This is a genomic window from Pseudomonas sp. TE21394, from assembly GCF_054057835.1.
The window spans coordinates 3,719,975-3,732,370 of record NZ_JBSRZR010000001.1; the positions used below are offsets into that span (position 1 = coordinate 3,719,975).

Genomic DNA, 12,396 nt, shown 5'->3' on the forward strand with positions numbered 1-12,396 from the left:
GAGGGTGACCGATTTGCCGTATTGACCGGATTGGGTGTTACGGTCAAGATACGAGCGGTTTTACGTTCGCCGTAGGCTTGCAGCCGGGCGCAGGTACACCTCTAAAGACCAGGTGTGGAGCAGGGTTTTGCGGCCTTGGGCCGGTTTGTAGTGGAGTTTACACGCCACGACAGAAAATGACCCGTGAGTATTTGACGCAAGCGTCCGGACAAGACTGTTCGGTCACTGTGAAGTTACTGCCTCCCGGTACGTTTTTGGAGGTGCCCTTGTACCCACGCGCATCGCCGGGCATGGCCCCAGGCGACTATCTATTCACCGGAGAGTAACGAGGAATCCATGAAGGTTCTTGTAGCTGTCAAACGAGTGGTCGACTACAACGTCAAGGTTCGCGTAAAGGCGGACAACTCCGGCGTCGACCTTGCTAACGTCAAGATGTCCATGAACCCCTTCTGCGAAATCGCCGTGGAAGAAGCCGTGCGCCTGAAGGAAAAAGGCGTTGCGACCGAGATCGTCGTCGTCTCCGTCGGCCCGGCCACCGCCCAGGAGCAACTGCGTACCGCCCTGGCTCTGGGTGCCGACCGCGCCATCCTGGTCGAAGCCGCTGACGAATTGAACTCCCTGGCCGTGGCCAAGGCGCTGAAGGCTGTTGTCGACAAGGAGCAGCCGCAACTGGTCATCCTCGGCAAACAGGCCATCGACAGCGACAACAACCAGACTGGCCAGATGCTGGCTGCGTTGACCGGCTTTGCCCAGGGCACTTTCGCCTCCAAGGTGGAAGTGGCTGGCGACAAGCTGAACGTCACCCGTGAAATCGACGGCGGCCTGCAGACCGTGGCCCTGAACCTGCCAGCCATCGTCACCACCGACCTGCGCCTGAACGAGCCACGCTACGCGTCGCTGCCGAACATCATGAAGGCCAAGAAGAAGCCGCTGGAGACCATCACTCCAGACGCGCTGGGCGTTTCCCTCGCCTCCACCAACAAGACCCTGAAGGTTGAAGCCCCGGCTGCCCGCAGCGCAGGCATCAAGGTCAAATCGGTGGCCGAACTGGTCGAGAAGCTGAAGAACGAAGCGAAGGTAATCTAAATGACTATCCTGGTTGTCGCTGAATACGAGAACGGTGCCGTAGCCCCGGCCACCCTGAACACTGTTGCCGCTGCCGCCAAGATCGGTGGTGATGTGCACGTGCTGGTCGCCGGCCAGAACGTGGGCGGCGTTGCCGAATCTGCCGCGAAGATCGCTGGCGTGGCCAAGGTGCTGGTTGCCGACAACGCAGCCTATGCACACGTCCTGCCGGAAAACGTCTCGCCGCTGATCGTCGAACTGGCCAAAGGCTACAGCCACGTGCTGGCCCCGGCCACCACCAACGGCAAGAACATCCTGCCGCGCGTTGCCGCGCTGCTGGACGTGGACCAGATCTCCGAGATCATCTCGGTCGAGTCCGCCGATACCTTCAAGCGCCCGATCTATGCCGGTAACGCCATTGCCACCGTGCAGTCGAGCGCGGCCATCAAGGTCATCACCGTACGTACCACCGGCTTCGACGCTGTGTCGGGCGAAGGTGGCTCGGCTGCCGTTGAGGCCGTTGGCGCCGCACATGACGCCGCTATCTCGGCCTTCGTTGGCGAAGAGCTGGCCAAGTCCGACCGCCCGGAACTGACCGCTGCCAAGATCGTCGTCTCCGGCGGCCGCGGCATGGGCAACGGTGACAACTTCAAGCACCTGTACAGCCTGGCCGACAAGCTCGGCGCTGCCGTCGGTGCTTCGCGTGCCGCGGTCGACGCGGGCTTCGTGCCCAACGACATGCAGGTCGGCCAGACCGGCAAGATCGTTGCACCACAGCTGTACATTGCCGTCGGTATCTCCGGCGCGATTCAGCACCTGGCCGGCATGAAGGACTCCAAGGTGATTGTGGCGATCAACAAGGACGAAGAAGCGCCGATCTTCCAGGTGGCTGACTACGGTCTGGTCGCCGACCTGTTCGAAGCGGTGCCAGAGCTGGAAAAGCTGGTCTGATCCGCCTGCTTCACTTATAAAGAACCCGGCCCTCGTTTCGAGGGTCGGGTTTTTTTATGGGCTGAGGAGTGAGGGATGACGTTGCGCGGAACGGGCAGGGTGCTGGCATGCATGGCGGTGTTGGCGTCGCCGCTGGCCATGGCGGCAGGCAAGTGCGAACGCCTGGTTGCCACCGGCAGCCCCGATGCGCCACCGTATTCATGGCAAGACCCGAACGACCCGAAACACCTGATCGGTGCCAATGTCGACCTGCTGCGCCAGGTGGCTGGCGAGTTGGGCTTGAAGGTGGAGGTGCTCAGCGCCGGGCGTCGTGACCAGGCACTGGAAGAAGTGCGCAGCGGGCGCATGGACCTGTTGCTCGACACACCCATGCAGGTGGAGCAACTGACCGCGCTCGACTACATTCACCCACCCCTGCAGCTCAATGAATACCTGGTGTGGACCCGCCACGATAGCGAGCTGGCTTTCGATGGCCCGGCGGACCTGGCCAGGTACCAGGGCAGTGTGTCCGAGCGCGCGCGGCTGACGCCGGCCTTCACCGCGTTCGTCAAGGCCCAGCTGAAGCTGGCGCCGGCGCAGAACCTGACCCAGGCATTTCAGAAGCTGGTGCTCGGCCAGGTTGACTATGTGCTTGCAAGCCGCTACGCGGGTATGGCGATGAGCCAGAACCTGGGCGTGAGCAACCAGCTGATTGCCCGCGGCCTGCCGGTGGACCGGCCGGGGCTGTACCTGGCCGTGTCACACAATTCAGCCTGCAATGACAGCTGGTTGCGTGGGCAATTGGCAAAAAAACTGACAGAATTGCCGATCTCCGGTGCGTCCGAGGCCGTGCTGCAACGCAATGTCGAGCGCTGGAAAGCCCAGCTGCAAGTGCCGTCGGACGCCCCCAAACACTAGGAAGATTGCGTGAGAACCCAACCACTAATCCTTGCCCTGGCCGTACTCGGCCTGGCTGGCTGCGCCAACGATCCGGCCCCTGTCGAGCAGATGCGCATTTCCGAGCAGGCACTGGAGCAGGCCAGGGCCGTCGGCGCCACCGAACAGGTCGAAGCGCTCAAGCTGGCCGAAGACAAGCTGGCCCGCGCCAAGACCAACATGCTCACCGAAGAATACCGCGATGCGCGCATGCGCGCCGAGCAGGCCGAGCTGGATGCACGCCTGGCCGAAGCCCAGGTGCTGAACCAGAAGAGCGAAGAGCAGTTGCAGCTGCTGCAGTCGCGGGTCAAGCGCCTGCGCAAGCAGCTGGAGGTGCAGCCATGATCCGCCGTGCACCATTGGCCGCGCTGGCCATGCTGGCACTGGCGGCAGGTTTGCAGGGTTGCGCCAGCCAGCGCAGCAGTGCTGCACTGGATGCCGCCAGCGCCGCCTTCCAGAAGGTCAAGGACAACTCCGATGTGCTGCGCAGTGCCCCGCGTGACGTGATTCGCGCAGGCGAGTCGCTGGCTCGCGCCGAGCGCCTGTCCAGCTACATTGGCACCGGTGCCGACGTGCGCCATTATGCCTACCTCAGCCAGCGCTACAGCGAGATCGCCAGCGAGCATGCCCGCCTGGCACTGAACCAGGAGCGCCAGGCCAAGCTCGACCTGGAGCGCCAGCGCCTGCAGCTGGCCTTGCGCGAGGCCAAGCTGGCCAGCGTCCAGCAGCAGGGCAAGTGGATCGAGTCGCAGATCGCCGCGCTGGCCTCGGAGCAGACCGATCGCGGTCTGGTAATGACCTTGGGTGACGTGCTGTTCGATACTGGCCGTGCCGACTTGAAGAACTCGGCCAGCCGCACCGTGCTCAAGCTGGTGCAGTTCCTTCAGCTCAACCCGCGCCGGGTGGTACGGATCGAAGGCTATACCGACAGTACCGGCACTGCCGAGGACAATCTCAAGCTGTCGCGTGACCGGGCGCAGGCCGTGGCGGACATGCTGGTCGACCTGGGCATCGACGAGAAGCGCCTGCAGGTCGAAGGGTATGGCGACCAGTACCCGATCGAGGCCAATGCCTCGGAGCGGGGCAGGGCGCAGAACCGCCGGGTGGAGATCGTGTTCTCCGATGACAAGGGCAGGCTCGCGCCGGCGCGCTGACCCTTGTGCGAGGACCGCTTTGCGGTCCTCGCCGCTTTTCATGCAACTGTATTGTTGACTATCCTGCAATCTGTCCCCGTACACTTTGCAACTGTTACGGTATTCTCTACCCTCAGTGAGCGACACAAGAACAACGAGTCCGTCCGCGCGTCGAGATCCCGCCATGACCAACCTGCTGCTGTACCAGCGTATCGCCCAGCAACTGGCCGATGACATCCGTCGTGGTGTCTACCAGCCAGGCGAGCGCGTACCGTCCGTGCGCAAGATGAGCGCCCAGCTCAATGTCAGCCATGCCACGGTGCTGCAGGCCTATGCCAACCTCGAAGACCAGGGGTTGATCCGTGCGCGGCCGCAGTCCGGCTACTATGTGCACCAGACCCCGGCCCTGACCGCGCAGACGCCGGATATTGCCCGCGTGGAGCGCCCCGGCCTGGTGACCCGCGCCAGCATCATCCAGCAGGTGCTGACCGAGGCGCGCCGCGACGGCGTGTTCCCGTTCGGCGCCGCGGTACCGCACGTCGATTACCTGCCGGTCCGCGCCCTGCACCAGCAGATCGCCAAGGTGACGCGCTTCCATAGCCCGCGAGCCTTCAGCTACATGTTCAGCCCCGGTTTCGAACCGCTGCGCCGGCAGATCGCCATCCGCATGCGCGATGCCGGCGTGCTGGTCGACCCGCGTGAAGTGATCGTGACCCATGGTTGCGTCGATGCGTTGCAGATGTCGTTGCGCGTGCTGACCCGCCCCGGCGACCTGATCGCTGCCGAGTCGCCCACCTATTACGGCCTGCTGCAACTGGCTGACCTGTTGGGCCTGAAGGTGATCGAGATCCCCAGCGACCCGTCCACCGGCATCAGTCTCGAGGCTTTGCAACTGGCCGCCAACCAGTGGTCGATCAAGGCCTTGGTACTGACTGCGCGGCTGAGCAATCCGCTGGGCGGCACCGTCCCGGAAGAGCGGCAGAAACAGTTGCTGCGCCTGGCGTCGGACTTCGATATCCAGATCGTCGAGGACGACATCTACGGCGAGTTGATGTTCGAGCAGGGCAAGACCAAGGCCCTGAAGGCATTCGATCGGCTGGACCGGGTGATCTACTGCTCGAGCTTTTCCAAGACCCTGTCCCCCGGCGTGCGCGTGGGCTGGATGATCGCCGGGCGCTACCAGGACGAGATCCAGCGCCTGCAAACCTTCACCACCCACTCGGCGTGCAGTGTGACGCAGATGGGCGTGGCAAGTTACCTCGAGAATGGCGGCTACGACCGGCACCTGCGTTACATTCGCCAGGAGTACCGCAAGAACCTCAGTGCCTACCAGCTGGCGGTGCAGCAACATTTCCCCGAGGGCACCCAGATGACCCGGCCGACCGGCGGGTTCATCCTGTGGGTGAGCCTGCCGGGGCGGGTCAATACCCAGGAGCTGCACGTGCGTGCGCTGGAGCAGGGTATCAGCATTGCGCCGGGGCTGATCTTCAGTAATACCGAGCAGTTCAACCACTGCATCCGCCTCAATTGCGGAATTCCGTGGAACAAGGAAGCCGAGCGTGCGGTAATTACCCTCGGGTTGCTGGCCCAGCAGTTATGCCGGGAGCCCGCGGCCGCATTTTTGTAGGCTTGCCACGCGCCTGCGGAACAGGGAGCATACGCACTTTTACTGCCAGCCTGTCTTTTTGCCATGAAAGCTCTGCGTCGTTTTGCCCTGATCCTGTGCCTTGCTCCGCTCTGCTGCCTTGGTGCAGGCCAGGCCGCGCAGGTGGCCGGCCAGGCGCAGGCGGCCCAGGGCCAGCCGGCCCAGAAGGCGCTGGCGAAGCCCGCGCAGAAGGCGGCGGCAAGCAAGGCCGCCAAAAGCAAGGCCACCAACCGCAAGGCGAAGCCCGCCCGCAAGCCGGTGAGCAAGGCCGTGGCCAAGCCGCTGCCCAAGGCCAGGCTCGATCTCAGCCTGCCCGCCGATATGGTCGACAAGCTGGAACCGGAGGTTGGTGACCCTTCGCCGATCCAGCGCCGCAAGCCCTTGCTGCCACCGCTGTTTACGGAAAAGCCAGAGGCCGACAGCCCGTTCCAGCTCAATGGCCGGTTGATCAACAACGAAATGCAGCTACAGCTGCGCAATGACAGCCGTCGTGACGTGGAAGGGGCGGCGATCGATTTCGAGTTCCGCCAGTAGCCAGTAACTGACTGCCGGGTCATGGCACATTTCATCGTGCCAGCAATTTCAAACGACTGTTTGAGCGGTTAATATCCAGGGACGTTCGTCCCGTTTTGTTCCAGGGAGTCCTGATCTTGGTGAGTTGCCATGAAGTGCCGTGAGGGTTGCGGTGCCTGCTGCATTGCCCCGTCCATCAGCTCTGCGATGCCGCGCATGCCCAATGGCAAACCGGCTGGCGAGCGCTGCCTGCACCTGACCGCCGACAACCTCTGCGACCTGTTCGGCAAGCCCGAGCGGCCCGCGGTGTGCGGCGGTTTCCAGGCGGATATCGAGGTATGCGGCAACGACCGTGACGAGGCGATCAGGATTCTTGGCTGGTGGGAGCAGATGACGGCGGCATAAGGCTGGATCTTCGACAACAAGGATAAACATGATGAGACCGTTCAAGCGTATTGCACTGCTGTGTGGCATGGGTGTTCTGCTGGCCCCTGTGGCCTGGGCCGAGAACTGGCAGGTGGCCAAGGATGAGGAGGGGATCAAGGTATCGCTCAGCGAAGTGGCCGGCTCCAAGTACAAGGCTTACCGCGGGGTGACCCTGATCAAGGCGCCGTTGCCCAAGGTGCAGGCGCTGCAGGAGGATGTGGTCGGGGCCTGCGCTTGGATTCACGAATGCAAGACGCAGAAAGTGCTCAAGCAGGAAGGTGACCAGGTCTGGACCTATACCCAGTTCAATACGCCATGGCCGGTGACCCCGCGCGATTCGGTACTGCGCGTGACCACGGTCAGGGAGGCTGACGGCAGCCTGACCCGCAAGCTGGTCGAAGAGCCGACCTACGTTCCGCAAGAGAAGGGCTTCGTGCGGGTGGCCAAGGTCGAAGGGTTCTGGAAGCTGGTGCCCAAGGGCGACAGCACCGAAGTCACTTACCAAGTGCACACCGAACCGGGTGGCAGCGTGCCGGCGATGGTGGCCAACAAGTTCGTGGTGGATGCCCCGTTCAATACCCTGAAAGGGTTGCGCGAGCGGGCTGAGAAAAACTGACAGCTTGTGCCTGGCCTCTTCACGGGCTCGCTGGCGAAGAGGCCAGGGCAAGAATGGCAATAAAAAAGGCTGCCCGAGGGCAGCCTTCTTGCGTTCGGCTATCGAAGCTTACTTGCGGTCCTGCAGTGCAACGATGTCGCGCTTCTGCTCGCCGGTGTACAGCTGGCGCGGGCGGCCGATCTTGTACGGGCTGGAGAGCATTTCTTTCCAGTGCGAGATCCAGCCCACGGTACGTGCCAGGGCGAAGATCACGGTGAACATGCTGGTCGGAATGCCGATCGCCTTGAGGATGATCCCCGAATAGAAGTCGACGTTCGGGTACAGCGAGCGCTCGATGAAGTACGGATCGGTCAGGGCGATCTCTTCCAGGCGCATGGCCAGTTCCAGCTGCGGGTCGTTCTTGATGCCCAGCTCGCGCAGCACTTCGTCGCAGGTCTGCTTCATCACGGTGGCGCGCGGGTCGCGGTTCTTGTACACGCGGTGGCCGAAGCCCATGAGCTTGAACGGGTCGTTCTTGTCCTTGGCCTTGGCGATGAACTTGTCGATGTTCGAGACATCGCCGATTTCATCGAGCATGGTCAGCACCGCTTCGTTGGCACCGCCGTGGGCCGGGCCCCACAGTGCAGCGATACCGGCGGCGATACAGGCGAACGGGTTGGCGCCCGACGAACCGGCCAGGCGCACGGTGGAGGTGGAGGCGTTCTGCTCATGGTCGGCATGGAGGATGAAGATCCGGTCCATCGCCTTGGCCAGCACCGGGCTGATCGGCTTGATCTCGCACGGGGTGTTGAACATCATGTGCAGGAAGTTTTCCGCGTACGACAGGTCGTTGCGCGGGTACATCATCGGCTGGCCCATGGAGTACTTGTACACCATCGCGGCCAGGGTCGGCATCTTGGCGACCAGGCGCACCGCGGAAATCTCGCGGTGTTGCGGGTTATTGATGTCCAGGGAGTCGTGATAGAACGCCGACAGGGCGCCGACCACGCCGCACATCACCGCCATCGGGTGGGCGTCGCGGCGGAAGCCGTTGAAGAAGGACTTCAGCTGCTCGTGAACCATGGTGTGGTTCTTCACGGTGCTGACGAACTGGGCCTTCTGCTCGGCATTCGGCAGTTCGCCGTTGAGCAGCAGGTAGCAGGTTTCGAGGTAGTCGGACTTTTCGGCGAGCTGCTCGATCGGGTAGCCGCGGTGCAGCAGAATACCCTGGTCGCCGTCAATGTAGGTGATCTTCGACTCGCACGAGGCGGTCGCCATGAACCCAGGGTCGAAGGTGAAGTGACCAGTGGCCCCCAACCCGCGGACGTCGATTACATCAGGACCAACGGTGCCGGTTAAAATGGGCAGCTCGACGGGGGCAGCGCCCTCGATGACCAACTGCGCTTTTTTGTCAGCCATGTGGCCTCCTATTAATGCTTGAAATCATCAGACAGACCCCCCACGCAGGGCCCGCACCACTATAGAGGGATAAATTCAGAAGTCAATTTGCCTAAAGGCTTGTTGAAACAGGCATTGAGGCCTGGTTTTTCGCGAAATTCTCGCCCATTTACGCCTTTTCCCCATTAAAGGCAATGCGCTATTTGGGCTACCCCGTCACGTTGTCATAAGCAGCCTAACTGTCTATACTCGCAACCCGACCGCCAGGGGCTTGCAAGCCCGAACTGCTGGGGGTCGCCGTTCCCTGGGTGGTGGGTACCTGACCAGTACACTTACCAACAACTTTGCCCTGATTCGCTAGGGGCTCTTCAGTGTGAAAAAAGCCGTGAAAAGCCAACGACCTGTAAACCTAGACCTAAGGACCATCAAGCTCCCCGTCACTGCGTACACGTCCATCCTGCACCGTATCTCCGGCGTCATCCTGTTCCTCGGCCTTGCCATCATGCTTTATGCACTGGGCAAATCGCTGGGTTCCGAGGAAGGCTTCGGTGAGGTGAAGGCGTGTCTGACCAGCCCGCTGGCCAAGTTCGTGACCTGGGGCCTGCTGTCCGCCCTGCTTTATCACCTCGTGGCAGGTGTACGTCACCTGATCATGGACATGGGTATCGGTGAGACGCTGGAAGGCGGCAAGCTGGGCTCGAAAATCGTGATCGTCATCTCCGTGGTGCTGATCGTTCTGGTGGGAGTTTGGGTATGGTAACCAATGTCACGAACCTGTCGCGTTCGGGTCTCTATGACTGGATGGCGCAGCGCGTTTCTGCGGTCGTTCTCGCGGCTTACTTCCTGTTCCTGATCGGCTACGTGGTCGCCCACCCAGGCATCGACTACACCCAGTGGCATGGTCTGTTCTCCAACAACGCGATGCGGATCTTCAGTCTGCTGGCCCTCGTTGCCCTGGGCGCTCACGCCTGGGTCGGCATGTGGACCATCGCTACCGACTACCTGACGCCAATGTCGTTCGGCAAGTCGGCAACTGCGATTCGTTTCCTGTTCCAGGCGGTATGCGGCGTTGCGATGTTCGCTTACTTCGTCTGGGGTGTGCAGATTCTCTGGGGTATCTGATCCATGGCTAGCATTCCAACCATTTCTTTCGACGCCATCATCATCGGTGGCGGCGGTGCCGGCATGCGCGCTGCGCTGCAGCTGGCCCAAGGCGGCCACAAGACCGCCGTGGTCACCAAGGTCTTCCCGACCCGTTCGCACACTGTATCCGCCCAGGGCGGCATCACCTGCGCCATCGCTTCGGCCGACCCGAACGACGACTGGCGCTGGCACATGTACGATACCGTCAAGGGCTCCGACTACATCGGTGACCAGGACGCTATCGAATACATGTGTCAGGAAGGCCCGGCTGCGGTCTTCGAACTGGACCACATGGGCCTGCCGTTCTCGCGTACCGAAACCGGCCGTATCTACCAGCGTCCATTCGGTGGCCAGTCCAAGGACTTCGGTAAAGGCGGCCAGGCTGCCCGCACCTGCGCCGCGTCCGACCGTACCGGTCACGCGCTGCTGCACACCCTGTACCAGGGCAACCTGAAAGCCGGCACCACCTTCCTCAACGAGTACTACGCCGTAGACCTGGTGAAAAACCAGGACGGCGCATTCGTGGGTGTGATCGCGATCTGCATCGAAACCGGCGAAACCCTGTACATCAAGTCCAAGGCCACCGTACTGGCCACTGGCGGTGCCGGCCGTATCTATGCCTCCACCACCAACGCCCTGATCAACACCGGTGACGGCGTGGGCATGGCCCTGCGTGCCGGCGTGCCGGTGCAGGACATCGAAATGTGGCAGTTCCACCCGACCGGCATCGCCGGCGCCGGTGTACTGGTCACCGAAGGTTGCCGCGGTGAAGGTGGCTACCTGATCAACGCCCACGGCGAGCGCTTCATGGAGCGTTACGCGCCGAACGCCAAAGACCTGGCCGGCCGCGACGTGGTCGCCCGTTCCATGGTCAAGGAAATCATCGCCGGCAACGGCGTGGGCCCGAACAAGGACCACGTACTGCTGAAGCTGGACCACCTGGGCGAGGAAGTGCTGCACAGCCGCCTGCCAGGTATCTGCGAACTGTCCAAGACCTTCGCCCACGTCGACCCGGTGGTCGCGCCGGTACCGGTCATCCCGACCTGCCACTACATGATGGGCGGCGTCGCCACCAACATCCACGGCCAGGCCATCACCATGGACGCCGAAGGCAACGACCAGATCATTCCTGGCCTGTTTGCCGTAGGTGAAGTGGCGTGCGTATCGGTGCACGGTGCCAACCGCCTGGGCGGCAACTCGCTGCTCGACCTGGTGGTGTTCGGCCGTGCTGCCGGCCTGCACCTGGAGAAGGCGCTGACCGAAGGCGTGGAATACCGCGACGCCAGCGACACCGACGTCGATGTTGCCCTGAACCGCCTGAACAAGCTGAACGAGCGCACCACCGGCGAAGACGTTGCCAGCCTGAAGCGCGAGCTGCAGAGCTGCATGCAGAACTACTTCGGTGTGTTCCGTACCGGCGAATACATGCAGAAGGGTATCGAGCAGCTGGCCGGTCTGCGTGACCGTATCGCCAACGTCAAGATCAACGACAAGTCCAAGGCCTTCAACACCGCGCGTATCGAGGCCCTGGAGCTGCAGAACCTGCTGGAAGTCGCCGAAGCTACCGCCATCGCGGCCGAAGCCCGTAAAGAGTCCCGCGGCGCTCACGCCCGTGAAGACTACGAAGACCGTGACGACGAAAACTGGCTGTGCCACACCCTGTACTACCCGGGTGAGAAGCGCGTCGCCAAGCGTGGCGTCAACTTTGCGCCGAAGACTGTTCCAGCCTTCGAACCAAAAGTCCGGACTTACTAAGGGTGGCCGCTATGTTGCAAGTCGAAGTTTATCGTTACAACCCGGACACCGATTCCGCGCCGAAAATGCAGACCTTCCAGGTCGATACCGGCGGCAAGGACCTGATGGTGCTGGATGTGCTGGCATTGATCAAAGAGCAGGACGAAGGGTTCTCCTACCGTCGCTCGTGCCGTGAAGGCGTTTGCGGTTCCGATGGCATGAACATCAACGGCAAGAACGGCCTGGCCTGCATCACCCCGCTGTCGGCGGTGGTGAAGGGCAACAAGCTGATCCTGCGTCCGCTGCCAGGCCTGCCGGTCATTCGTGACCTGGTCGTCGACATGAGCATCTTCTACAAGCAGTACGAGAAGGTGAAGCCGTTCCTGCAGAACGACACTCCGGCGCCAGCTATCGAGCGTCTGCAGTCGCCGGAAGACCGCGACAAGCTGGACGGTCTGTACGAGTGCATCCTGTGCGCTTGCTGCTCGACTTCCTGCCCGTCGTTCTGGTGGAACCCGGACAAGTTCCTGGGCCCCGCTGCACTGCTGCAGGCCTATCGCTTCCTGGCCGACAGCCGCGATACCAAGACCCAGGAGCGCCTGGCGTCCCTGGATGACCCGTTCAGCGTATTCCGCTGCCGCGGGATCATGAACTGCGTCAACGTTTGCCCTAAAGGTCTGAACCCGACCAAGGCAATCGGGCACGTACGTAACATGCTGCTGCAAAGCGGCACCTGATACAAAGCGTTGTACCTGCAGTAAGCCGAGGTGCGGGTGGTGAGCCCGCACCGAGGTAAAACCCGAACAAGGGCCCACAAAGCCTGCGTTCATTACCTATGAAGATATGAGACCAGCAGGGGCTTTCCGGGCTGGTACCCG

At 62.2% G+C, this 12,396-nt stretch carries 14 protein-coding genes; 13 read left to right on the top strand and 1 reads right to left on the bottom strand.

The genetic code is table 11. The annotated features are described in order from the left end of the window. The first annotated feature begins 336 nt into the window (after positions 1-336). From ACVWZT_RS17040 to ACVWZT_RS17080, 9 genes are all read left to right on the top strand, one after another. Complete coding sequence (locus ACVWZT_RS17040) at positions 337-1,086, top strand: electron transfer flavoprotein subunit beta/FixA family protein (RefSeq protein ID WP_457470392.1); 750 nt, start codon at positions 337-339, stop codon at positions 1,084-1,086. Continuing rightward, positions 1,087-2,016: an electron transfer flavoprotein subunit alpha/FixB family protein gene (locus ACVWZT_RS17045; protein ID WP_457470394.1), complete on the top strand. Its 930-nt coding sequence runs from the start codon at positions 1,087-1,089 to the stop codon at positions 2,014-2,016. It abuts the gene before it with no gap. Positions 2,017-2,091: 75 nt separating this feature from the next. Next, positions 2,092-2,913 carry a substrate-binding periplasmic protein gene (locus ACVWZT_RS17050; protein WP_457470395.1) on the top strand — a complete coding sequence of 274 codons (822 nt, stop codon included), beginning with the start codon at positions 2,092-2,094 and terminating at the stop codon, positions 2,911-2,913. 9 nt (positions 2,914-2,922) lie between these two features. Continuing rightward, on the top strand, positions 2,923-3,276 hold the full coding sequence (locus ACVWZT_RS17055) for a DUF4398 domain-containing protein (RefSeq protein ID WP_296232251.1): 354 nt from the start codon (positions 2,923-2,925) through the stop codon (positions 3,274-3,276). After that, positions 3,273-4,085 (top strand): OmpA family protein, encoded by an 813-nt coding sequence (locus ACVWZT_RS17060; RefSeq protein ID WP_457470397.1) that lies wholly within the window; start codon positions 3,273-3,275, stop codon positions 4,083-4,085. The genes ACVWZT_RS17055 and ACVWZT_RS17060 overlap by 4 nt, the downstream gene beginning before the upstream one ends. 163 nt (positions 4,086-4,248) lie before the next feature. Next, positions 4,249-5,691, top strand: coding sequence for an aminotransferase-like domain-containing protein (locus tag ACVWZT_RS17065; protein ID WP_296232254.1), 1,443 nt, complete (start codon positions 4,249-4,251; stop codon positions 5,689-5,691). 63 nt (positions 5,692-5,754) lie between these two features. Beyond that, entirely contained in the window at positions 5,755-6,243 is a 489-nt protein-coding gene (locus tag ACVWZT_RS17070) for a hypothetical protein (RefSeq protein WP_457470398.1), read from the top strand. Between the two features lie 129 nt (positions 6,244-6,372). Then, on the top strand, positions 6,373-6,627 hold the full coding sequence (locus ACVWZT_RS17075; RefSeq protein ID WP_296232256.1) for a YkgJ family cysteine cluster protein: 255 nt from the start codon (positions 6,373-6,375) through the stop codon (positions 6,625-6,627). A 28-nt stretch (positions 6,628-6,655) separates the two neighbouring features. Then, a complete protein-coding gene (locus tag ACVWZT_RS17080; protein ID WP_457470399.1) occupies positions 6,656-7,264 on the top strand; it encodes an START domain-containing protein in 609 nt (202 codons plus the stop codon). 108 nt (positions 7,265-7,372) lie between these two features. Here the strand turns inward: ACVWZT_RS17080 and gltA are convergent, their stop codons facing one another. After that, positions 7,373-8,662 (bottom strand): citrate synthase, encoded by a 1,290-nt coding sequence (gltA, locus tag ACVWZT_RS17085; RefSeq protein WP_085625400.1) that lies wholly within the window; start codon positions 8,660-8,662, stop codon positions 7,373-7,375. A gap of 352 nt (positions 8,663-9,014) precedes the next feature. On the opposite strand from gltA, the gene sdhC reads away from it, so the two are divergent. From sdhC to ACVWZT_RS17105, 4 genes are read left to right on the top strand one after another with little or no spacing between them, the layout of a single operon-like run. Then, positions 9,015-9,401 carry a succinate dehydrogenase, cytochrome b556 subunit gene (sdhC, locus tag ACVWZT_RS17090; protein ID WP_012315350.1) on the top strand — a complete coding sequence of 129 codons (387 nt, stop codon included), beginning with the start codon at positions 9,015-9,017 and terminating at the stop codon, positions 9,399-9,401. After that, positions 9,395-9,763, top strand: coding sequence for a succinate dehydrogenase, hydrophobic membrane anchor protein (gene sdhD, locus ACVWZT_RS17095; RefSeq protein ID WP_003254214.1), 369 nt, complete (start codon positions 9,395-9,397; stop codon positions 9,761-9,763). The genes sdhC and sdhD overlap by 7 nt, the downstream gene beginning before the upstream one ends. Before the next feature lie 3 nt (positions 9,764-9,766). Then, positions 9,767-11,539 (top strand): succinate dehydrogenase flavoprotein subunit, encoded by a 1,773-nt coding sequence (gene sdhA / locus ACVWZT_RS17100; RefSeq protein WP_186674795.1) that lies wholly within the window; start codon positions 9,767-9,769, stop codon positions 11,537-11,539. A gap of 11 nt (positions 11,540-11,550) precedes the next feature. After that, positions 11,551-12,255, top strand: coding sequence for a succinate dehydrogenase iron-sulfur subunit (locus ACVWZT_RS17105; RefSeq protein ID WP_011534752.1), 705 nt, complete (start codon positions 11,551-11,553; stop codon positions 12,253-12,255). Positions 12,256-12,396: the final 141 nt, after the last annotated feature.